The 21,802-nt window shown below is 42.4% G+C and carries 19 protein-coding genes; 11 read left to right on the forward strand and 8 right to left on the reverse strand.

The genetic code is table 11. The features are described from left to right. Positions 1-403: 403 nt before the first annotated feature. A complete protein-coding gene (locus AAFM34_RS11710) occupies positions 404-556 on the reverse strand; it encodes a hypothetical protein (RefSeq protein WP_341663048.1) in 153 nt (50 codons plus the stop codon). A gap of 397 nt (positions 557-953) precedes the next feature. Between AAFM34_RS11710 and AAFM34_RS11715 the strand changes: the two genes are divergently transcribed. The 6 genes from AAFM34_RS11715 to AAFM34_RS11740 all read left to right on the forward strand — a co-directional run bounded on the left by AAFM34_RS11715 (position 954) and on the right by AAFM34_RS11740 (position 8,164). Then, complete coding sequence (locus tag AAFM34_RS11715; protein WP_341663050.1) at positions 954-3,338, forward strand: DUF4238 domain-containing protein; 2,385 nt, start codon at positions 954-956, stop codon at positions 3,336-3,338. A gap of 85 nt (positions 3,339-3,423) precedes the next feature. Next, positions 3,424-4,539 carry a hypothetical protein gene (locus tag AAFM34_RS11720; protein ID WP_341663052.1) on the forward strand — a complete coding sequence of 372 codons (1,116 nt, stop codon included), beginning with the start codon at positions 3,424-3,426 and terminating at the stop codon, positions 4,537-4,539. A 445-nt stretch (positions 4,540-4,984) separates the two neighbouring features. After that, a complete protein-coding gene (gene yaaA, locus AAFM34_RS11725) occupies positions 4,985-5,758 on the forward strand; it encodes a peroxide stress protein YaaA (protein ID WP_341663054.1) in 774 nt (257 codons plus the stop codon). Positions 5,759-5,770: 12 nt separating this feature from the next. Then, on the forward strand, positions 5,771-5,920 hold the full coding sequence (locus tag AAFM34_RS11730; protein WP_341663056.1) for a DUF5363 family protein: 150 nt from the start codon (positions 5,771-5,773) through the stop codon (positions 5,918-5,920). After that, positions 5,920-6,693 carry a TatD family hydrolase gene (locus AAFM34_RS11735; protein WP_341663058.1) on the forward strand — a complete coding sequence of 258 codons (774 nt, stop codon included), beginning with the start codon at positions 5,920-5,922 and terminating at the stop codon, positions 6,691-6,693. The genes AAFM34_RS11730 and AAFM34_RS11735 overlap by 1 nt, the downstream gene beginning before the upstream one ends. Before the next feature lie 205 nt (positions 6,694-6,898). Beyond that, positions 6,899-8,164 carry a NupC/NupG family nucleoside CNT transporter gene (locus tag AAFM34_RS11740; RefSeq protein ID WP_341663060.1) on the forward strand — a complete coding sequence of 422 codons (1,266 nt, stop codon included), beginning with the start codon at positions 6,899-6,901 and terminating at the stop codon, positions 8,162-8,164. A 78-nt stretch (positions 8,165-8,242) separates the two neighbouring features. Here AAFM34_RS11740 and aroQ read toward each other — a convergent pair whose 3' ends face one another. Then, positions 8,243-8,797, reverse strand: a complete 555-nt coding sequence (gene aroQ, locus AAFM34_RS11745; protein WP_341663062.1) for a gamma subclass chorismate mutase AroQ — start codon at positions 8,795-8,797, stop codon at positions 8,243-8,245. Positions 8,798-9,208: 411 nt separating this feature from the next. On the opposite strand from aroQ, the gene deoC reads away from it, so the two are divergent. From deoC to deoD, 3 genes are all read left to right on the forward strand, one after another. Next, complete coding sequence (gene deoC, locus AAFM34_RS11750; RefSeq protein WP_341663064.1) at positions 9,209-9,985, forward strand: deoxyribose-phosphate aldolase; 777 nt, start codon at positions 9,209-9,211, stop codon at positions 9,983-9,985. A gap of 91 nt (positions 9,986-10,076) precedes the next feature. Next, positions 10,077-11,405 (forward strand): thymidine phosphorylase, encoded by a 1,329-nt coding sequence (gene deoA, locus AAFM34_RS11755; protein ID WP_341663066.1) that lies wholly within the window; start codon positions 10,077-10,079, stop codon positions 11,403-11,405. Positions 11,406-11,482: 77 nt separating this feature from the next. Continuing rightward, positions 11,483-12,202 carry a purine-nucleoside phosphorylase gene (deoD, locus tag AAFM34_RS11760; protein WP_341663068.1) on the forward strand — a complete coding sequence of 240 codons (720 nt, stop codon included), beginning with the start codon at positions 11,483-11,485 and terminating at the stop codon, positions 12,200-12,202. Positions 12,203-12,240: 38 nt separating this feature from the next. Here the strand turns inward: deoD and AAFM34_RS11765 are convergent, their stop codons facing one another. Continuing rightward, positions 12,241-12,846, reverse strand: a complete 606-nt coding sequence (locus AAFM34_RS11765) for a YtjB family periplasmic protein (protein ID WP_341663070.1) — start codon at positions 12,844-12,846, stop codon at positions 12,241-12,243. Positions 12,847-12,949: 103 nt separating this feature from the next. On the opposite strand from AAFM34_RS11765, the gene serB reads away from it, so the two are divergent. Then, complete coding sequence (gene serB / locus AAFM34_RS11770) at positions 12,950-13,930, forward strand: phosphoserine phosphatase (protein WP_341663072.1); 981 nt, start codon at positions 12,950-12,952, stop codon at positions 13,928-13,930. 56 nt (positions 13,931-13,986) lie between these two features. On the opposite strand, the gene AAFM34_RS11775 is transcribed toward serB, so the two are convergent. Then, positions 13,987-16,332, reverse strand: coding sequence for a PilZ domain-containing protein (locus tag AAFM34_RS11775; RefSeq protein WP_341663074.1), 2,346 nt, complete (start codon positions 16,330-16,332; stop codon positions 13,987-13,989). A 134-nt stretch (positions 16,333-16,466) separates the two neighbouring features. Here AAFM34_RS11775 and radA point away from each other — a divergent pair, with 134 nt between their 5' ends. After that, positions 16,467-17,846 carry a DNA repair protein RadA gene (gene radA / locus AAFM34_RS11780; RefSeq protein WP_341663076.1) on the forward strand — a complete coding sequence of 460 codons (1,380 nt, stop codon included), beginning with the start codon at positions 16,467-16,469 and terminating at the stop codon, positions 17,844-17,846. 35 nt (positions 17,847-17,881) lie between these two features. Here the strand turns inward: radA and csdA are convergent, their stop codons facing one another. The 4 genes from csdA to AAFM34_RS11800 form a co-directional block, all read right to left on the reverse strand. Next, positions 17,882-19,093 (reverse strand): cysteine desulfurase CsdA, encoded by a 1,212-nt coding sequence (gene csdA, locus AAFM34_RS11785; RefSeq protein WP_341663078.1) that lies wholly within the window; start codon positions 19,091-19,093, stop codon positions 17,882-17,884. Further along, complete coding sequence (locus AAFM34_RS11790) at positions 19,090-19,695, reverse strand: DJ-1 family glyoxalase III (RefSeq protein WP_341663080.1); 606 nt, start codon at positions 19,693-19,695, stop codon at positions 19,090-19,092. Before AAFM34_RS11790 ends, csdA begins: the two co-directional genes overlap by 4 nt. Beyond that, the gene (panE, locus tag AAFM34_RS11795) at positions 19,688-20,572 is read right to left on the reverse strand and encodes a 2-dehydropantoate 2-reductase (RefSeq protein ID WP_341663082.1); all 885 of its coding nucleotides are present in this window, start codon (positions 20,570-20,572) and stop codon (positions 19,688-19,690) included. Before panE ends, AAFM34_RS11790 begins: the two co-directional genes overlap by 8 nt. 86 nt (positions 20,573-20,658) lie before the next feature. Beyond that, complete coding sequence (locus AAFM34_RS11800; protein WP_341663084.1) at positions 20,659-21,468, reverse strand: outer membrane protein OmpK; 810 nt, start codon at positions 21,466-21,468, stop codon at positions 20,659-20,661. Positions 21,469-21,802: the final 334 nt, after the last annotated feature.

Consider the following 21,802-nt stretch of genomic DNA (forward strand, 5'->3'; position numbering starts at 1 on the left):
ACGGTTCACTCTTATCGCGGTGAACAGCGCTTCATGCGACTTCACGTCGCACGGAAGAGTTTGAGTTAGAAAACGTAGTATTTAAAGTTGTCGATCCGACGCTACTTCCTTCTGCGACCCAAGAGGTATTCGACGCCTTTATGGCGGGCTCAACAGCACCACATCCTGTCTTCGTTTATGCTCACGACTACTCAAGGTTTTGTGCGTTAGTCTGTAAAGGACATATCACAATCAATAACGACTAGCTTTATACTGAGGGAGAACGTTATACAAAAGTAACTTCTCTAATGCTCGAATTCTCATCGTAAACTCAATTAAAAGTGATGTTCAATCAAGATCTCTTAGTGTGAGAACAAAGCCCCAAGCTGAGGAGCATTGTATGCAGAATGGCGCAGTAAGGTGATCAATTATCATTGACGTCGGTAGTGGCTAACTGTTCTTCTAAACTTTTTTTGATTTGTGCTAACTCTGCGTACCCTTGATCTCCGCAGAATGAATCCATTTCGTTTTTTACAAGATGTAAGAGTATTTTGACTTGGTCGTCTGTTAGTTTCATTTGTCAGTCCTTGAGTTTTTAGGGTCTTTACCTTAGCAGATCTCTATGATCCGAACGAGCTGTTTGGGATACCTAGTTAAGTGTGTGCTGTTTTTTGCTAGAAAGACTGGACATCTCACTAAATGACTTTCCAATATCTGAAGTTATTCATAAATTGCTAATATTCAATTTTTAGAAACTCATTCTGTCCAAAGGTGTGCTGAAGGGGTGTGTAACACGAAATTGCCCCAAAACGAGCTAGCTTGGGTGTCGTAATAAAGAAAACAAGTCGTATTAAACCCCAAATAAACTAATGTGATGGCGACGAGCAACTAAACTACTTTCCCACTTCCGAAAAACAACGTGTTGAGATACGCTATCCATATGCATGAAGTTGATTTCGATACGGTAGCATAAAGTGACAACGACTAGAGACAACCACTACGTGCCACAATGGCATCAGAAAGGCTTTATGGATGAGCGAGAAAATCAGCTCTGTCATCTAACACGCCGAGAAATAGACTTGAAAAATGGTGAGTTTAAGACGGTCTACTCCAAAAAATGGCATACGTCTGCCCAACGCTTCTATGAAAGAGACCTATATTCGACATTCTTTGGTGCTGAAGTCAATGACGAGATTGAGCAAAAACTATTTGGTCCAATTGACGATAATGGCTCTAAGGCTGTTCGAGCGTTTATAACTGATGATCAATCCCAATGGCATCACAATTTTCAGGACTTATTTACCTACCTTGACGCTCAGAAGTTACGAACGCCTAAAGGCCTAGACTGGATTAAGAGTAAGTACCCTGAGCTAACTCAATTGCAGCTCATGGTTGAGATGCAGTCGTTGCGAACTATCCACTGCACATTATGGGCTGAAGGTGTCAGAGAGCTAGTGTCAGCTGAAGATTCTGACATAAAGTTTATTGTGTCAGACCATCCAGTAACTGTATACAACTATGCCTGTCCACCAGAGTCTGAACTATGTGGTTATCCTAATGACCCTGATATCGCGTTAAAGGGATCGCAGACGATATTTCCATTGGACAAGAATCGCTGTCTGATTTTGACGAATCTCGAATATGCTCAGGACTCTAATAATGTCAATCCGCTTGACCAGCGAACCAATGCGACTCGTATGCGTAGCAGTATGGTTAATACAATTGAATTTATCAACACTCGTAAGCTGAATGCGGGTGAAGTCACTCAGATTAACCACATTATCAAAAGTAGAGCTAAAGCGTCGGTAGCTGCTGGCAAAGAAAAGTGGCTATACCCAGAAAATGATGTGGCTTGTGATTGGGCAGACTTGCGACATGTTCTGTTACCACCATCTGGCGAACTACATAGGTATGGCGGAGAAATGTTTGCCCAATTTGAAGATGGTTCAGTTCACTATCAGGATGCGTTTGGCAGGACTACACCTCAAAGCGAATATCTGAATAAGAATATCGACGAAGCTCAAATAGGCCGAAATGACCTTTGTGGTTGTGGCAGCGGTCGAAAGTACAAGAGCTGCTGCCGTAATGTTCCGGGCGATCTGCGCACAACTTGGGATGTCGCTAGTATCCGTGAGCGAAACCTAGCATTTTGCAACTGCATTCGTGATGTGCTTGGTCTAAATAGCGGCAAAACGTGGCTGGATGTCAGGCGTGAGCTATCTGACGATCAAATATCAGAAATTTATGGCTTCTATTCAATACTGTGGCCTCGTGAAACTGATATTTACTCATTGCTTCCCAAGTCAGATGGGAAATTCCGTGGACTTTATACAGGCTCATTAGATGTACGAACTATTGGTGTAAATGCGTTACCGATGGCATCCGTATTTGATGAGTTTTTGATTGAAACGCCTATAACCAATCCGAACAATGTCAGGCCAGAGTTTCGTCCGACTGAATCACCAAGCAAATACAAATATCAGGCTCTAAAGGACTTTCTGTTCATGCTGCAAATAGAGCCGTTTATTGGGCTTGGCTTGGTTAACCTCGTTCCTGATCCAAGCGAATTTGATATAGAGCTCATGAGAGCCATGATGGAAATGGCGAGAGATAGAGGTCAAGTAGAAGACGTCCTTTGTGAGCACGATCGTCGATTACACTTCCGCATGGCGACCGAGGATTTGCTGAACTCAATCGCAATGATGCCAAGAGAGGCGAAAATCCAGACTCTAATAAGCGAATTTGGGTTAGATGAGGAAAACGCAACGCAGACCATTTCAGAATTAGAACGCAAAGCTGAAGCTTCACCGCTGGTGATGTTGCAGAAAATGAATGCTGGCGAAGGTGGTCAGCTTATTCAAGCCCGAATGGGACCGAACTATGAGATGGCACTTCTAATGGCTCAGGTCACTGGATCTGTATTGGTTACGGATAGTGGTTCGAGATGGCAAGAGTTGACATCAGCACAGCACCGGCATCAGGGAATAGTTACCTATCCATGGGGCGAAGCTTTCGACCAATTAGGTTCGTTACCGATTGACGAACAGTTCCTAGAAACGTTCCGGAAATCTCAAGGCCATTTCGCAACAGCCAGAAATCTTCTGAAAACGGCTGATCGTATGGTCTTGGATGATAATCGAAATGCAGCTCGATTGGCTGGTCAGGCTTTCGACTTTATGGGGCGACTTGGACAGGTTACAGAGCCGTTGAGAATCGATACCTTAAAGATACTAAGTCCGGATGGAGGTTTCTATGATACCCATGTCCAACGATTACTAGCGAGATCTAGTTGCCAGAGATATGATCACCGAGTCAGATCGATTTACGGCATAGGTCTTCCAGAACAACTAATATTGTGAGCTGCTAGTCTAACAATAAGTGAATAATTACTCTTTTTGAGGTTATTTGTATTCATAAATATGAGTATGGTTTTATGGGAATTCAATGCACGAGAAATTAAATCGTTGGCTAGATATAGCCGAGCGTATTTTAGATTTAATCAGACCCAAGGCTTACAACACTATAGCTAAAGTTGTTGTTCTTACTGGGATAGGTCTGATAATCGAATCACAGATAAACTTTCTTCATGCTGTAGTGGTGGCACTTTTTGAAGAGTACATAGGTAAGTCCGAGATTCTTCGCTCTGTACTGAATGCTTCTAGTGATACCACAGTAGGTGTTTTACTTGTCCTTGTAGGTATGATGTATCACCTAGCTGTAACTCTTGGTAAAGATTTCTTTGATAGTAAAAAAGCAGCGTCGCCGAAGTATCCAGTTCTAAATTGCTTGCTACTGAACGGCGACAAGGAAGAGTTAGATTCAGAATTTACTATACGTGGTAAGTTAGTTTCTCTTCCTGATAGCGCTAGTATTCCAGATCAAGAAGAGCCCACGCTCGATGAGTCGATCTTAGGTAACACTTCTGTCTTTCGAACTATGCAACTCATACAAAACACTCACTTTGGCAAACAACTGAATAAAGGATTATACAGAGAGCGAGCAAACGTGCTTAGAGAGTGGGCTGGTGCAGAGCTCCTGTACTTAACCTTGTGCAATGACAGCCGTAGTTTGGCAAACGGAGTATCTATTGAGCTAACGATTCCGCGCCATAAAGGTTTATCAATCAAAGTTCCTGAAAGTAGTCTTCCTAAAGATCCTAAAGCTGAAGAAGATTATAACGATAGGTTCCAGATCCATAGTCTTCGTGGCTACCAAGATGTATCTATACCGGATTTGAGGGTGTCATCTGACGCTAAAAACTACTACATAAGATGGAACGTAAAACGCCTTCAAGCTCAAACGACCTTGGAAGCTGAAGAGTGCGTATTGTTCAAAACTGATAAGCCTGTAAAAATTCAATGCACTATCTTTTGTGATGAATTACCAGAACCTACCAAAACTATGTTTATAGCAAACCCGCCTTCAGAAGCAGTCATTGTCTCTATAGATGAGTTATCGGAAGAGTTCTACTATGAGCCGCTACGAGATCAACTTATCATGAATGGCTATAGAAAAAGAGTTGTTGAAGAGATGGTTAAAGAATATGAGCTTGAGAACTAGGGGGCTTCGAGATGAGTGTTCAGTTCAGTTAATACTAAGCAATCATGTAAACGACTTTCCATACATACATCTAGTGATTCATGAGTTGCTAAATTAGCAAATTACCATGCATTCTGTCCAATAATGAGTTTAGTTAGCCAGTCGTTCCTTGTGATCACCAAGCGATTCTGTCGTATCTAGCCACAGAACTTGATACTCACGGAATGCCTTCCCAATGGAAAAAACTTAGATAAACTGTTAAACAGAAACGCAAAATAAACCGATCTAATTTTTCCGTTTATGAGTAAGAAAAATGCAAGAAGTTAGATTTTGGAGGGAAAAGTTAGATATTTTTTGTGTAGTCATTGTGCGTAAAGGGGTTTCTAACTTTTTTATCTAACTTTATGTTAAGGGTATTTTTTTGTACCCTATAGATAATCACAACAGGAAAGATAGAGTTAAAGTCATGTTAATCGTCGTTTCACCTGCAAAAACATTAGATTATGAGTCACCCTTGGCGACAGAGAAATACACTCAACCAGAGTTAGTCGAATATTCCAAGCAACTGATCGACGTATGCCGCAAGCTCACGCCTGCAGATGTTGCCAGCTTAATGAAAGTGAGCGATAAGATTGCTGATCTGAATGTTGGTCGCTTCCAAGACTGGAGTGAGAAGTTTACAACGGATAACGCACGTCAGGCGATTTTGGCTTTCAAAGGAGATGTCTATACAGGATTAGATGCCCAAACACTTTCTGACGATGATTTTGACTATGCCCAAAAGCATTTGAGAATGCTATCTGGATTGTATGGATTACTCAAACCCCTCGATCTCATGCAGCCATACAGGTTGGAGATGGGCACTAAGCTCGCAAATACCAAAGGAAGTAATTTGTATCAATTCTGGGGGAATGTAATTACAGATAAGCTAAATACGGCGATTACAGAGCAGGGTGATAACGTCTTGATCAACCTTGCTTCTAACGAGTATTTTAAAGCAGTTAAACCAAAGTTACTTGATGCTCAAGTAGTTACTCCAGTCTTCAAAGATTGTAAAAACGGTCAATATAAGGTGATTAGCTTTTACGCTAAAAAGGCTCGCGGTATGATGGCAAGGTACATCATTGAGAACCGCATTGATAGTGTGGCAAAGCTGACAAACTTTGATGTTGCGGGTTATTATTTTGTTGAGCAAGAGTCGTCACCAACAGAGTTGGTCTTTAAACGAGAAGAGCAATAAAGGTTTTTAGCTATGTATGCTTGGCTCAAAAAGTGGATTGCACGTTATGACTCATGGTGTGAGTCTATGGGGCTCGTTGAAGCGAATCGACGCCGCTGTGTTCCTTATCGTAATGGCTCTACTGACCAAGCATCTAATTCTACACACAAGGCGCAATTATAATGCGCCTTTTTGATACCCACTGTCATTTTGATTTCGATGTTTTTGCAGATGACTTTACCTGTCAGATTCAGTTAGCTAAGGCGCAAGGTGTAGAGAGAATAATGATTCCCTCTATTGGTCCATCAAACTGGGATAAGTTGCTTAACATGTCAGCTGAGTATGCCGGTATATATATAGCCCTGGGTATGCACCCTTACTTTCTTAACGACAACAGTGTTTATCACCTTACCGATTTACAGAAACAAACAGAGGCCCATCACAATCATTTCAGAGCGATTGGCGAATGTGGCTTAGATGCTATGGTTGATGTTGATCATGACCTACAAGGCAAAGTATTTAATGCACAAATCGCATTGGCAAATGATCTTCAATTACCTTTAATCCTTCACAGCAGAAAAACACATAATGAAGTTCTTCAGCTGTTAAAAAAGCATAGGTTTTCATTTGGTGGTGTGTTGCATGGCTTTTCTGGTAGCTATCAACAGGCGATGCAATTTATCGAACTTGGTTTCTATATTGGTATCGGTGGGGTCATCACTTACCCTCGTGCGAAAAAGACTCGCCAGACAGCCGCGAATTTACCTCTTGAATGGATAGTGTTGGAGACAGATGCTCCTGATATGCCGCTTATGGGACACCAAGGAAGGCCCAACCACCCCGCAATGTTATCTCAAGTCCTGTCTTGTTTGGCTCGTCTTCGTGATGTAGATGAGCGATCTGTCGCACAAATGATGTGGAAAAACGCCAATCAGGTCTTCAAAATTTGTGAATAGAACCCAAGAAAAATGTTATTTATATGATTTAACATATTTATAGTTGTGATTTTCGTCACATAAATGAGTGTGCACATGATGAATCTTATTAGAAACTGTGAAGAACACATTACTTTATGTGTGGCCGGATGAGTATAATTGCCCCCGCTTTATAGCTCCATAATTGTAACACGCCAACAAACAACATATAAGGAAGTCATAAACTATGAGCCTGTTTATGAGCCTAGTCGGTATGCTAGTTCTACTTGCCATTGCAGTAGCATTATCTAGCAACCGTAAAGCTATTAACTATAGAACAGTGGGTGGCGCATTCGCTATTCAATTTGCACTTGGTGCATTTATTTTATACATACCTTGGGGTCAGGAACTTCTAAAGGGTTTTTCTGACGGTGTTTCAGATGTTATCGCATACGGTAACAAGGGTTCTGAGTTTATCTTTGGTGGCTTAGTCTCTGGTAAGATGTTTGAAGTTTTCGGTGGTGGTGGTTTTATTTTCGCTTTCCGTGTTCTTCCTACACTAATCTTCTTCTCTGCATTTATTTCTGTTTTGTACTACATCGGTATTATGCAGTGGGTAATTAAAATTCTTGGTGGTGCTCTACAAAAAGTATTGGGTACTTCACGTTCAGAGTCTATGTCTGCGGCAGCAAACATTTTTGTCGGTCAAACCGAAGCTCCTCTAGTTGTTCGCCCATTCATTCCTAAAATGACTCAATCAGAGCTATTTGCAGTAATGTGTGGCGGTCTAGCCTCTGTTGCTGGTGGTGTACTTGCAGGTTATGCATCTATGGGGGTTCCGATTGAGTACCTAGTCGCTGCATCCTTTATGGCTGCACCGGGTGGCTTACTGTTTGCAAAGATCATCATGCCAGAAACTGATAAGCCTGATGAAAGCTTTGATGGTGATATTGATGGTGTAGAAGACAAGCCTTCTAACGTTATTGATGCCGCCGCTGGTGGTGCAGCAGTAGGTTTACAGTTGGCACTGAATGTTGGTGCCATGCTACTTGCTTTCGTTGGCCTTATTGCGCTTGTTAACGGTATCTTGGGTGGTGTTGGTGGTTGGTTTGGAATGCCTGAGCTGACGCTAGAGTTAATCCTTGGTTATGTTTTCTCTCCACTTGCGTTCCTAATTGGTGTTCCATGGGAAGAAGCAACGATTGCGGGATCATTTATTGGTCAAAAATTGGTAGTAAATGAGTTTGTTGCCTATTTAAACTTTGCTCCGCTTTTGGGTGATTCAGCAGAAATTGTGCTGTCTGAGAAAACTAAGGCAATCATTTCATTTGCACTGTGTGGTTTTGCAAACCTTTCCTCGATTGCAATATTGCTCGGTGGTCTAGGAGGGCTTGCACCTCAGCGTCGTTCAGATATTGCGCGTATGGGAATGAAAGCCGTTGCTGCTGGTACACTGTCAAACCTAATGGCTGCAACCATTGCAGGCTTCTGCCTAACCTTATCTGGTATGTAATACCACAAACTCGTTAGAGTTAAAAAACCCGCTGCAAAGCGGGTTTTTTTGTTGGTTAGGCCAAAATGATTAAAGTCATTATTTTGAAACTGTTTTGACTTGGATGTTTTGTAAAGCTTTAAAGATAAGCTTTTTGTCATTGTCTTTTAGGTAGGGATCACTAATTACTGTTTCAAAAGTTTGATATTGATCGTCAGTAAATATGTTACCAGCTTTTAGGTAGTCAGAGATAGCAGCATTTAGTTCACCACCAAGTTTGATTAAAGCTGGACGTATCTCGGTTTTTAGGTCTCTAGGTTTTTTATGAATATCAGCCGTTTGACTCAGCATATCAGCGCGATAGCGATATTGAATAGCTTTAGCTGCTGAAATTAAGCTGCGGGTAAACTCTGTTGTTGAATTACCATCTAGGCTGTATTTTTCGCTGGCAGCTTTTGATTTCTCTACAACGACGGCTTCTCTTTCTACATCTTCAATAGCAAGATGGTGGTTGATTTTATAAAGGGCTACGTCTTGCATATAACTCATACGTTGATTAATTTTTTCAAATACAGTTTTATAACTTTCTTCAGCGTGAGCGAAAATAGGCAACATGAGAAGAGTAGCCAGTAGCAAGCCTTTGATTTTATGCATTATATTTCCTAATACTTAACGAATAAAAATAATTGACATTTCTATCATAAATGTGCCTCTCAGTCATATTTATATTGCTAATGATGAGATGAAATATTGTTATTCATGATCGTTAATACCCTAATTATATTCAAGTTCAAGCTGTTGCATATAAGGTGTTACTAATAAAACTCATTTTAAGTGCTTGTTTAGGCTTCACTACTTAACTCATTTTATAGTCTGCACTTAAGGCTGAAATTAGTTTGAGATCCAAACCGTTTGCGTTTTATAAGTGACTATCGTTATGGAACAAGCCTAGGTATTGTGACTATATAGAGTGTTGTAACTGGCAGAAAATTTTAGTTTTGCATTTGTAGAAACCACACTCTGACTTTTCCATTATGCAAAAATAAATATTGTTCGGAGATAGGAATGAGCGATTTAAAGGACGCGGCCTTAAGGGCGCTTAAATTGATGGATCTTACCACGCTAAATGATGATGATACCGATGAAAAAGTCATCAAGCTATGCCATGAAGCTAAGTCAGAAGTCGGCAATACGGCGGCGATCTGTATCTATCCTCGCTTTATCCCCGTAGCCAAAAAGGCCCTTAAAGAGCAAGGCACACCAAATATTAAAATTGCGACTGTGACTAACTTCCCTCACGGAAACCCGGACATCAGTATTGCGGTAGCAGAGACCAAAGCTGCAATCGCTTATGGTGCTGATGAAGTTGATGTGGTCTTTCCATATCGTGCGCTGATGGCAGGTGACGAAGAAGTAGGCTTTGAGCTCGTAAAACAATGTAAGCAAGTTTGCGGGGATATTTTGCTCAAAGTAATTATTGAAACTGGTGAGTTGAAGCAAGAATCATTGATAAAAAAGGCTTCGGAGATATCAATCAAGGCAGGTGCTGACTTTATCAAAACATCGACAGGCAAGGTTCCAGTCAATGCCACGCCTGAATATGCTCGAATGATGTTGGAAGTGATTCGTGACATGAAGGTCGCTTCCACTGTTGGTTTTAAGCCTGCTGGAGGAGTACGTACTGCTGAAGATGCTGCTGCTTATTTGGCCATGGCGGATGAAATATTGGGTGAAGACTGGGTCGATGCACGTCACTATCGATTTGGAGCCTCGAGTCTTCTGACCAACCTCCTTCATACATTAGAAGTGACAAAAGAAACCGCTGATCCTGCAGCTTATTGAGATCGATAGATCTTAATCTTGTCAACTTAGCGGTAAGTGTTTGCTTGCCGCTGCATCTAATTCATCAACCCCCAATGTGTGGGAGGCTCTAATGTATTTACCCCAAGAAATTATACGCCGAAAACGTGATGGTGAGGTGCTGACCTCTGGTGAAATTAATTTTTTTATCCAAGGAATTGCCAATAACAGCGTTTCTGAAGGGCAAATAGCCGCTTTTGCTATGGCGATTTTTTTCAACGAGATGACGATGCCAGAGCGAATTGCGTTGACTTGTGCAATGCGTGACTCGGGAATGGTCATAGATTGGCGTGAACAAGATTTCCCAGGCCCTGTTGTTGATAAGCATTCAACAGGTGGTGTGGATGATGTTACCTCATTAATGCTTGGGCCTATGGTTGCAGCCTGTGGGGGCTTTGTCCCTATGATTTCGGGAAGAGGGCTTGGGCACACAGGAGGAACTCTAGATAAGCTAGAGTCTATTCCAGGTTATAACATTATGCCATCCAACCAAATCTTTTCCGATGTAACCAAGCAAGCAGGCGTTGCCATTATAGGTCAAACCGGAAATTTAGCCCCAGCTGATAAGCGTGTCTACGCCACTCGAGATGTCACGGCAACGGTTGATAATATCTCTTTGATCACTGCCTCTATTTTATCGAAAAAATTGGCGGCAGGGCTAGAGTCTCTAGTTATGGATGTCAAAGTAGGATCTGGCGCCTTTATGCCAACCTATGAAGAATCCGAGAATTTGGCTAAATCCATTGTTGGAGTGGCAAATGGCGCAGGTACCAAAACAACCGCCATCTTAACCGATATGAATCAGGTATTGGCATCATCAGCGGGTAACGCACTGGAAGTCAGAGAAGCGGTTCGGTTCTTAACGGGTGAATATCAAAACCCCCGTCTTTTAGAAGTAACTTTGGCTCTAGCTGCGGAAATGTTGGTATTGGGAAGGCTAGCCGATAACACCGAGCATGCTCGTACTAAGTTAATCCAGGTGTTGGAAAATGGTAAAGCGGCGCAACGCTTTGGCCTGATGGTTGAAGGTTTAGGTGGACCAGTAGATTTTGTCGAAAACTACGATGATTACCTAGAAAAAGCGCCTTTTGTCCAAGCTGTATTTGCTGAGAAAACGGGGATTGTTACTGCTATGGATACTCGCGCTATAGGGATGGCTGTCGTTGCTATGGGGGGAGGACGCCGCTTTGCGACAGATAAGATTGACCATGCCGTAGGGTTTGACCTTTTTATTCGTTTAGGTGAGCAGGCGTGTTCAGATAAGCCATTAGCCGTTATCCATGCTCGAAATGAGCAGCAATGGAAAGAGGCAGCTATATCACTTCAACAAGCGATCACTGTTGGAGGCGAATACACACCAACACCTGATGTATATCGTCAAATTAGAGCCCAAGACATATAGGGTTTATTGAAGGGTATTAGTAACCAAATCTTAGACTTAGTTAGAATGCTAAATGTTTGAAAAAGGAATAAACAAATATGGCTACTCCACATATCAATGCGCAGCAAGGGGCTTTCGCTGATGTTGTACTCATGCCCGGTGACCCACTTCGTGCTCAATACATAGCTGAAACTTTTCTTCAAGATGTCACTCAGATCTGTGATGTTCGTAATATGCTGGGTTTTACTGGCTATTATAAGGGACGCCGTGTATCTGTGATGGGGCATGGTATGGGTATCCCCTCTTGCTCGATTTATACCACTGAACTTATTAAAGATTATGGTGTGAAGAAAATCATTCGTGTTGGTAGTTGTGGTGCGGTCAGCAATGATATTAAAGTCCGCGATGTCATTATTGGCATCGGCGCGTGTACTGACTCAAAAGTAAATCGTATCCGCTTTAACGATCACGATTTTGCTGCTATCGCGGATTATCACATGGTACGCGCAGCTGAAGATGCGGCAAAAGAGCGCGGCATCGAGGTAAAGGTCGGCAATTTATTCTCTGCAGAGCTGTTCTACACACCGAATCCTAGTATGTTTGATGTAATGGATAAATACGGTATTTTGGGCGTAGAGATGGAGGCTGCTGGGATATATGGGGCGTGCGCTGAATATGGTGCCAAAGCAATGACAATTTGTACGGTTTCCGATCATATCAAAACGGGCGAGCAAACCACTTCTGATGAGCGCCAAACCACCTTTAATGAGATGATATTGATAGCACTCGATTCAATTATCTTATCCGATAGCCAGTAAACCGTACCATGATAGGGTTGATGTTGAACATCAGCCCTCTAGCCTAGGTCTTTTAGAAGTAGATTTTCACCTTTTTGTCTGGGCTTTCTGCGCACAACAATAGTCAGAAGTATCCCTGTGATAAAACTCATGGCAACCATAGTGTACATGTAGCGATCGCTTTTCCTATAGTAATGGTCAGAGAAAGCCGTAACTTTGCCTGTTTCAAAGGTAAGGCGCACAAAACCTATCACCACATTATCGTAAGTAACCGGTTCTACGAGTTGTTGCTTTCCGATCCTTGCTGTTTCAAGTGGGGTGTCTAAACCGAGAATTTCTCGCACACTTTTGCTCTTGTCACTCGACGCCAATCGCACACCTTCGGCATCATAAATAGTGGCATCAAATACCAAATCGTCTTTAGAGAGCTGATTAGTGAGTTTCAATAATCGCTCTTGGTCTTGGCTTGCAATCATATCTCCAGCGGCCAAAGAAGCTTGGGATACAAGAACTTTAATTAGAGTATCCAACTGGTTTTTTTGAATATCTTGGTTCGCTTGGCTTATCTTGACGCTATTGATTCCAATAACAAGTAACATACTGATAAGAGAGACGATTGTGAGTACTCTCAAAGCCATTCGAAACGAAAATAGGGAAGATTCCATATTCACCTAAACATAAGATAAGTTTACTATAAAGAATATTGATACTTGCGCAGGCAAATTGCAATAGGTTAAGTTGTGGTTAAGTTTTTCAGGAATAACTCACATGGAAACGTTTAAGACTCTTTCTATTCAAAAACAGGCTTCTTTGTATACTCGATTACCAGAAGCCAGATTCACTAGCCACATGGATAAGGCTAAAGCTAACTGGATTGTCTTTGGTGAGCATTTATTAGCCGAGCACTTTGAACACATCAATTCTCATACTGGGTGTCACAATAACATTGTTGATGTATGGAAAGTAGGGCATTGTCAAGTCGCTTTGATGCAAGGTAACTTATCGCCTGAGCATGAAACCATACTGCAAACATTATCACTCGATTACGCATCTCTTCTTGATGTTCCCGATTTGTCTAAACCAGGTTTGATCGTGTTGGATATGGACTCCACCGCCATTCAAATAGAATGCATTGATGAAATTGCCAAGTTGGCAGGCGTTGGAGAGCAAGTATCAGAATTGACTGAGCGGGCAATGCAAGGTGAACTCGATTTTGAGCAGAGCTTGCGTAGCCGTGTCGCTGCACTTGCTGGTGCTGATGAATCGATTTTAGCTCAAGTTAAAGATGAAATGGCTTTAATGCCTGATCTTGCCGATTTGATTGGTACGCTTCGACAATTTGGCTGGAAAACTGCAATTGCCTCAGGTGGTTTTACTTACTTTTCGGATCACCTCAAACAGATATTAGGTTTGGACTATGCACGTTCTAACCAATTAGAAATTGTCAATGGTAAGCTGACAGGAAAGGTATTGGGAGAGATAGTATCTGCTCAAACTAAAGCCGATATCTTACACGAACTTACAGAGTTGTATGATGTAGAAACACATAATACCGTTGCTGTTGGTGATGGCGCGAACGATCTTGTTATGATGGAAGCGGCGGGTTTAGGCATTGCTTATCATGCTAAACCCAAAGTAGAAAAAATGGCACAAACCGCGGTGCGTTATTCTGGATTAGGTGGCGTGTTATGTATTTTGTCTGCCAGTCTGGTTAAGCAGAAAAAAATAAGCTTTCAGGCTAAGCCATAATTTAGGCTTCTGATGAGCAGCGAAGATAACCTCTCTGCTCATTGATAAAGGAGGCTTTACTCACTTGGTAAATGCAGTCTATGTGTCACTTCTTCGGTTATATCTGTAACTTCACTATAACCGACGATGCCGGTAATCTCTTTTTCCAGCGTTCTAGCATGATGCATGTTAAGTGGTGCAAGTTCAGTAATGTCTTCTTGAAGTAATGCACTCATTGGTTCGAATACTGGACCACTACAGATTCGAATGGCATAGAAACGACCCATAGCCTGAGCATTTTTAATAAACTCAACACGCTGTTTTACTGACTCAAATTCATTGACTAGTTTCGATTCGTAGGACTGGATTCTGTTACCGAATAAGGTCAATGCGAGATAGATTTCGTGAAACTGTGGCTGTGCGCCGTCTATGTGTTTCATTGGCTGGGCAAGTAAAGTGTTGGTATGCCCTTTATAAAGCGGTTCCAGAGAAAACTTGTCTTCTTTACCTAGTTTTGCCAGTGGTACTAAATAAGGGGGGAGAGGGTAATTAACACCAATCACTCTTGGTTTGAGAGTCCGAGTTGGCTTTTCAACAAAAATCGGAGCACTGACGATTTTATCCAAGAGAATATCATGCAGACCCTCTAGTAACTCATTGCTAGGTAAAACTTCTGTTATTGAATTTAATTTGTCTTGATTATGCTCAATCAAACTGCCGAAAAAAGCAATATTCTTCATGGTATGACTATCTTCGATAATCACCAGTTGTAAGCGTTTTCCCCCAGGTGAGATTCTAATCACCTTATATGGGACTTTACTTAATGAGGAGTTCTTGTCGAGTTTGTCCAGTTCGGTAAAGTTTACCGAGCATGTTTCTCCGGCTTTAAGCGTGCTAGGAGAGGTTAAAGCAATGCTGATACCACGTTTGGAAATATCAAGCGTTATGCCAGAGTGTGCTTGGCTGTCTTCCCCAGTCAGTACCAAAGGAGAACGAAATTGAAAGCGTGGCTCTTTGCGGCGTGACTTAGCATCATAATAAATACAAGCTGGATTATTAGCCGGGTTTCGAGCATGGCGAAAGTTATTGATGGCACTACTCGGGAGCTTGGGCTTTGGAGCGATTAAATAGTCGTCTTTACTTGTCTCTGTCGATAGCTCTTGCAAGATACCACAATGGGTTAGTGTGCTTGCATCCAGAGTGAGCTCCGAAGAATGTTGCGCTAATTCGGAGCTTTCTTCATCAGTAAGCTTGAACATGTAAATTCTAAATACTTTCCAACTATCTTTCCTCGCGCCTACGTGGCAAAAAAGTTGTTGTAGCTCAGGTTTTACCTCTGACAGCATCATAGAAAAAAACAGAGTTTTTTCTTGATGGTCATGCGTAAAGGTATAAAACGTATGGCTTGAACTTTGTTCGCTGGCATGTAGTATGCGTGCTATGCGTTTGGGATTAAAAAGGTTGGTTAAGGCTTGTTGATTACGTTCATCATGCCAATAGTGCCATATTGGCTGATTATTCTCTGTCATCAAGGCGAATTTTAGCTCAGGGCCACTGAAGAACAACGGTAAGTTGCAGGTATGTTTGAGAAAGGTGTGTTCATAACCCCTAGAACGAGCCCGAATGACTTTGTCTTGCGTGTCGTGTCGGTTACGTTGACTATCACTATTGAATCGGCTATCGATTAATTGTTCGATAACATTGGACTCATCAAGTTTGAGTAAACGAAGAAACTTGACCGAGTCATTATCATATGACTCATCCACACCGACGATTCGGTATTTAATCGGGTTATCTAGCCCTTCTAGTTCAGATTCTTTCATCAACTCTACAAACTTTACTGAGATTTCTAAACCCGCTTGATAGTCAAATGCTGAAGGGACTTTAAACTTTGCTCCGGATGGTGAAAGATCTATGGTAGTGGCATGAACAAGGTCAATACCGAGTTTAAACTCGATCTGAGAAGAGACTTTGAGACGGTTTTCTCGGCGCTTCAAATCATAACCTAGCTTGATGGCTTCTACATCGAAGATACTGGTTTTTTCTTCGGTTTCGTCACCGTGCAACTGGCCCCTTTTTTTCATTACACGGAAATTATTGTGGGTGTTACACAGAGCTTCCCATACCCCTTCGGTATAACCGCCAAACCTACGCACGTTTTTTTGGTAAGTATTAAACGCAACATCATCAAGCCAATGCTTTACGCCATCCAGTTCATACTCACGACACTCACCGTTAACTCTGCCTCTTAGATCAACGATTTTAGAACATGGCGCCATTACTCGATTTAGCTCCATTTTAACCAAAAGCTTGACAGACGGGGCCTCACCTTCGGTCATTTGGCTAAGAACGAAGTCAAAATCTTCTGAGTGATAAGCAGGGATGAGTCGCTCTGCTAACGACAATATTTCGGCTTGTTCCATTGGTTATTGCTTAATAACCCCTCGCAAAAAATATCTACCTTGATATATAAAACTTTAGTGTTATGTTACAACGAATCAAGGTCTATCGATGACGAATGATAAGATGATCGGTATTAATTTGGGTCTGGAGTGATATGGCAAAGGTAAAAAGAGCCTACGTATGTAACGACTGTGGGGCAGATTTCCCTCGGTGGCAGGGGCAGTGTAATGCTTGTGGTGCTTGGAATACGATCAGTGAAGTTAGAATGGCCGCCTCACCGGTTGGGAATAAACATGATCGGCTTTCAGGTTATGCTGGTAATTCCGGAGAAACTCAGGTTCAAGTATTGTCTGAGATTGATTTGCAAGAAGTTCCTCGCTTTACCAGTGGCTTTAAAGAGCTTGATCGCGTGCTTGGTGGAGGTGTTGTGCCAGGAGCAGCGATACTAATAGGTGGAAACCCAGGTGCGGGAAAATCGACCCTGCTTTTACAAACCATGTGTTATCTCGCTTCTCACATGCCCACACTCTATGTGACAGGAGAAGAGTCTTTGCAGCAGGTGGCGATGCGTGCCTCGCGCCTCGGTTTGCCAAAAGATAATTTAAAGATGCTATCAGAGACCAACGTAGATAGAATTTGTCAGGTTGCTGAAAAAGAGCAGCCCAAGCTATTGGTGATCGACTCGATTCAAGTGATGCATGTTGCCGATGTACAGTCATCTCCTGGCAGTGTGGCTCAGGTGAGGGAGTCGGCGACCGCGTTAACCCGTTACGCTAAACAAAATAATGTCGCTGTGTTTATTGTTGGGCATGTGACCAAAGATGGCACTCTAGCAGGACCGAAAGTACTGGAGCATATTATCGATTGCTCAGTATTACTTGATGGTGGCACTGACAGCCGTTTCAGAACGCTTCGCAGCCATAAAAATCGTTTTGGCGCAGTGAACGAGCTAGGTGTCTTTGCAATGACAGGACAAGGACTCAAAGAAGTCAGTAATCCTTCGGCAATATTTCTTTCAAGGGGGGAAGAAGAGACGTCGGGAAGCTCTGTCATGGTGGTTTGGGAAGGGACTCGTCCCTTGCTGGTGGAAATTCAGGCATTAGTGGATTATTCCCAATTGGCTAACCCAAGGCGCGTTGCGGTTGGACTTGAGCAAAACCGTCTCTCCCTTCTACTTGCGGTATTGCATAAACATGGTGGTCTGCAAATGGCGGATCAGGATGTGTTTGTGAATGTGGTTGGCGGGGTAAAAGTTACCGAAACCAGTGCTGACCTAGCATTAGTTATGGCACTGCTATCTAGCTTTAGAGACAGAGCTCTACCTCGAGATGTGGTGATCTTCGGTGAAGTTGGACTGGCGGGTGAAATACGTCCGGTTCCGAGTGGGCAAGAAAGATTAAACGAAGCATTTAAGCATGGTTTCAAGAAAGCTATTGTACCAGCGGCCAATATGCCTAAGGGAGGAATAGCGGGCATGCAAGTCCATGCGGTAAAGAAACTCTCTGATGCTATTGCTGCATTTGAAGAGTTATAAATGAATAGGGTTGAGCCTGCTTCAACCCTAAACTCCTATAGCATATCAACGGCTTTTTCAACGCCAACTATTAATCTATCAACATCTTCCAAGTTGTTATAAACAGCAAAAGATGCTCTTAATGTACCTTTAACGCCGAGGGCATCCATTAAAGGGTGAGCGCAGTGGTGGCCCGCTCTGATGGCGACACCTTGCTGATCGAGCAAAGTGGCCACATCTTGGTGATGAACCCCTTCAACCACAAAAGAAATCACGCTCGCTTTTGGCTGATAGCCGAGAACTTTTACGCCTTCAATCTTGATTAGCCTTTGATAAGCTTGCTGAGTGATGTTTTGCACATGTTTTTCGACCTCTTGGATAGACAGCGCACTATACCAATCAATTGCTTTAGCGAGTGCAATGGCTCCTGACACGTTTGGTGTGCCCGCTTCAAATTTTCCAGGAAGTGCACTGTATGTGGTACCTGAAAACGAAACATGTTCAACCATTTTACCGCCGCCGTGCCATGGTGGCATGGCTTCAAGTAACTCTAGTTTCCCATAAAGCACGCCAATACCAGCAGGAGCATAGATCTTATGGCCTGAGAAAACATAAAAGTCAGCACCAAGCTGGTGTACATCAATGGACTCATGGACAATGCCTTGTGCGCCGTCAATAATCACTCTCGCGCCAACTTGTTTTACCTTGGCGATCACCTCTTCAACCGGTAATCTCGTCCCAGTGACATTGGTGATATGAGCCAGGGCGACAATTTTTGTCTTTTTAGACAGTAACGAATCAAACGCCTTCATATCCCACTGACAGTCTGATGTCATAGGGATTTTTACCACTTTAGCACCTGTTTGCTCAGCTACGATTTGCCAAGGTACAATATTGGCGTGGTGCTCCATCTCACTCACTAAGATTTCATCATCAGATTCAAGTGTATTACGAGCAAAGGTTTGAGCGATAAGATTGAGCGCTTCAGTCGCTCCCCTAGTCCAAATGATTTCTTTTTCGCTGTTTGCCCCAATAAATTTGGCGACAGTTGAGCGTGCGGATTCAAACTGACTGGTTGCGTGTGCAGTGAGACTATGACTGCCGCGATGAACGTTAGCATTTTGTGAGCGATAGTAGCGAGCAATGGTGTCTATTACGCATTCTGGCTTTTGTGTGGTTGCCGCACTATCAAGATACACAAGTGTATGCTGATTGATGGTTTGCTGCAATGCTGGAAATTGAGCACGAATGGCATCCACATCTATCATGATTCACTGCCACCTAATTTTTGATAGTGAAGAGTAGGAAGAGTGATCATAGGTTCTGCAACTGTCCATGCATGCTTCTTGCCTGATAGATTGATGATAATTTCCATCGCAAACTCAAGGGCAGTGCCAGGCCCCTGACTGGTTAATAGATTATGGTTGACGTCATAGGTCACGCGCTTGGCGCGCCACTTTTCTTTACCAATATGAGACTCAAAACTTGGATGGCAAGTCATAATCGCATCTGGGTAAAGGTTATGGTGAGCAAGCACCAAGGCAGGGGCTGCGCAGATAGCCGCAACTAATTTGCCTTCATACATTTGCTGGCGGACGATTTCAACTAGTAATGTGCTATCGCGAAAGACTTCAGAGCCGCCGACGCCTCCTGGCAAAACAATGGCGTCAAATTCGTCGTCGGCAATATCGACCAGTTTGCACTCTGCGGTTAATGTTACGCCGCGCGATGCTTTCATTGTCAACTGACCTTCAAAATCAGCGCTTGCAATAATGGCTTGATAGCCTGCTCGTACCATCATGTCGATGATAGTGATGGCTTCCATCTCTTCTGTACCTGGAGCTATAGGTACCAGTACTTTTTTAGTCATGATCTTGTTCAATCTGCTTAATTGTTTGAAAGAGCGTTTGGTTGACTGGCGCAGGGATATTATGCGCCTTTGCTCTTTGTAAAAGATAACCTGTGATAAAGTCTATCTCGCTTGGACGTTTATGGAAAATGTCTTGATGCATAGACGAGTAATTTTCAGATGTTGCCTCAATAACCTGATACACTTTAGAGATTAGCTTTTCGTGAGTGACATCGATTCCTTCAGCGTTTAACACTTGCCTTATTTCGTCAATCAGCAAAGTGATGACTTCCTGATACTTAGGGGAGGATAACTCTCCATTTTTAACCTGATCAATTGCAGTCAGCGGATTGATGATGCAGTTTATTGCCAGTTTATGCCAAATTGGAGTAAGAATATCAGTGTGCCAGCTTGTCTTTGGCAGCGCATGTTCAAACACGGGCTGTAAAAAATCACAACGTTTACCGCCGTGGTTATAGCCGCCGATCTCTGTGTATCCGTTACCTGTATGCAGTACTTGATTTTGTTTTGGGCGAAAGGCGCCATGTGTGGTAGTGGCAATCACCAGTGGATTATTTGGTAACAAAGTGTTGATGGCCTCTGCCGTACCCATGCCATTGTGCATTAAGACCACAATCGTTTCTTGGGCAATGTTTAGAACTATCTTTTCAATAACTTGTAGAACGTTAGGAGCTTTAAGCGTAACCAATAACAGGTCTGCTGATGTAAGTTTGTCCTTATCATTGTTGGTAAATTGTATTTCAGGTAAGTGCTCTTGCTGAAGATAAATTGAGTCGCATTGGCGTTGAGACCAAAGTGATACTGAATGGCCAGCGCGGCTTAAACAACATGCCCATAAAGAACCAATAGCTCCAGGACCAAGAATAACAATCTTCATCTTTATGATAGTAGGCGCGAATTTGCCAAGAGAATACGATGATATGAATGTATTGCCATTTTTAAAATTGTAGTTTGCTACTTGGTTTAGAACTTATAGGTAACCGATACGTAGTGGCCAACACCTGAAGATTCGTTTTCTTCATTGCCAAATGGGCTCTTAACACCATCTTCAAAGCCGTATACGTCTTTAAATAGCTTTAGACCATAACCTACAGCGAAGCGATCTGAATGCCAGTAGATACCATTGAACATAGCGCTACCAGTACTAGACTGAGAATATTCGTCTTTCATGCCAAACTGGAAATCTAGATAACCTTGGTATGAGATAAATGAACCATTCTCGAAATGATAAAAAGGTTTGAACCAGTTAGTAGAAAGCTGGTAGCCATTCCAATCTTTTTGAGAGTTGTCATAATTTGCATAAAGGTTTAGGCCCATTTTGCCAAACCATGGCGCGATGACATCAGAGCCGACACCGATTTTATATTGTGCTTCTGTTGCGCCGCCGTAAAAGATGTTTTCACTCGCAATATAGATTTCTTGTACAGGGCCAAAAGAGAGATCTTTACCAGTCAATGCATCCAGAGACATACGAGGGGCAAACTTCATAAATAGCTTGTCAGAGCCTGATTTGTCGCTGTCAGAATCACCAGTAATGTTGAAATAATCAACGTACCCATAAAGGTCAAAAATTCCTGAACGACCGCCGAATTCCATCTCTAGATAGTCATGGGTGGAGTCAGAGCCAGGGCCTTTTTCATTAAAGGCTCCCATTAGGTTAAATTGAAGCCATTTGTAATCGTTTTTGTGGATATCACCGTCTGAGTAGTCTGCTGCCATGACAGGGTTAGACATTGCAGCAACAACACCAAGAGCTAAAAGTGATTTACGCATAGTGGGACTCTCTATGTATTTTTTGTGTGAAAATGTAGTTATCGTGCCGAGATATACAATCTTCGCTGTACTTTGGCTGAGCGCATAATACTGACAAACTCATCATTTATCAGTGATAAATGATGATATTTTGCGCATTTTTAGTGATTTGAGTCACATTTCTAATGATTGACTTTTTTAAAATGGAACTGACACGTTTCTAGCAGAAGTACAGACGGTATCGTTTGCTTTCTGACTTGTAAAATGAAGATGTGATTTTCTCGTCTTACTCAACACTTGATGCCAAGAATTGATCGAATTGCTACCGGTGCCGTACATCTTATAAAAGCAACAC

It is taken from the genome of Vibrio sp. (genome assembly GCF_038138445.1).
Lineage (GTDB): Bacteria > Pseudomonadota > Gammaproteobacteria > Enterobacterales > Vibrionaceae > Vibrio.

What these genes read in the sequence shown, in the direction of transcription:
- csdA (WP_341663078.1), bottom strand. Translation starts at nt 19,093, where the DNA reads ATGATAGATGTGGATGCCATTCGTGCTCAATTTCCAGCATTGCAGCAA.
- yaaA (WP_341663054.1), top strand. Translation starts at nt 4,985, where the DNA reads ATGTTAATCGTCGTTTCACCTGCAAAAACATTAGATTATGAGTCACCC.
- AAFM34_RS11735 (WP_341663058.1), top strand. Translation starts at nt 5,920, where the DNA reads ATGCGCCTTTTTGATACCCACTGTCATTTTGATTTCGATGTTTTTGCA.
- deoC (WP_341663064.1), top strand. Translation starts at nt 9,209, where the DNA reads ATGAGCGATTTAAAGGACGCGGCCTTAAGGGCGCTTAAATTGATGGAT.
- panE (WP_341663082.1), bottom strand. Translation starts at nt 20,572, where the DNA reads ATGAAGATTGTTATTCTTGGTCCTGGAGCTATTGGTTCTTTATGGGCA.
- deoA (WP_341663066.1), top strand. Translation starts at nt 10,077, where the DNA reads ATGTATTTACCCCAAGAAATTATACGCCGAAAACGTGATGGTGAGGTG.
- AAFM34_RS11710 (WP_341663048.1), bottom strand. Translation starts at nt 556, where the DNA reads ATGAAACTAACAGACGACCAAGTCAAAATACTCTTACATCTTGTAAAA.
- AAFM34_RS11740 (WP_341663060.1), top strand. Translation starts at nt 6,899, where the DNA reads ATGAGCCTGTTTATGAGCCTAGTCGGTATGCTAGTTCTACTTGCCATT.
- AAFM34_RS11775 (WP_341663074.1), bottom strand. Translation starts at nt 16,332, where the DNA reads ATGGAACAAGCCGAAATATTGTCGTTAGCAGAGCGACTCATCCCTGCT.
- AAFM34_RS11790 (WP_341663080.1), bottom strand. Translation starts at nt 19,695, where the DNA reads ATGACTAAAAAAGTACTGGTACCTATAGCTCCAGGTACAGAAGAGATG.
- AAFM34_RS11730 (WP_341663056.1), top strand. Translation starts at nt 5,771, where the DNA reads ATGTATGCTTGGCTCAAAAAGTGGATTGCACGTTATGACTCATGGTGT.
- AAFM34_RS11720 (WP_341663052.1), top strand. Translation starts at nt 3,424, where the DNA reads ATGCACGAGAAATTAAATCGTTGGCTAGATATAGCCGAGCGTATTTTA.
- AAFM34_RS11765 (WP_341663070.1), bottom strand. Translation starts at nt 12,846, where the DNA reads ATGGAATCTTCCCTATTTTCGTTTCGAATGGCTTTGAGAGTACTCACA.
- aroQ (WP_341663062.1), bottom strand. Translation starts at nt 8,797, where the DNA reads ATGCATAAAATCAAAGGCTTGCTACTGGCTACTCTTCTCATGTTGCCT.
- AAFM34_RS11800 (WP_341663084.1), bottom strand. Translation starts at nt 21,468, where the DNA reads ATGCGTAAATCACTTTTAGCTCTTGGTGTTGTTGCTGCAATGTCTAAC.
- radA (WP_341663076.1), top strand. Translation starts at nt 16,467, where the DNA reads ATGGCAAAGGTAAAAAGAGCCTACGTATGTAACGACTGTGGGGCAGAT.
- deoD (WP_341663068.1), top strand. Translation starts at nt 11,483, where the DNA reads ATGGCTACTCCACATATCAATGCGCAGCAAGGGGCTTTCGCTGATGTT.
- serB (WP_341663072.1), top strand. Translation starts at nt 12,950, where the DNA reads ATGGAAACGTTTAAGACTCTTTCTATTCAAAAACAGGCTTCTTTGTAT.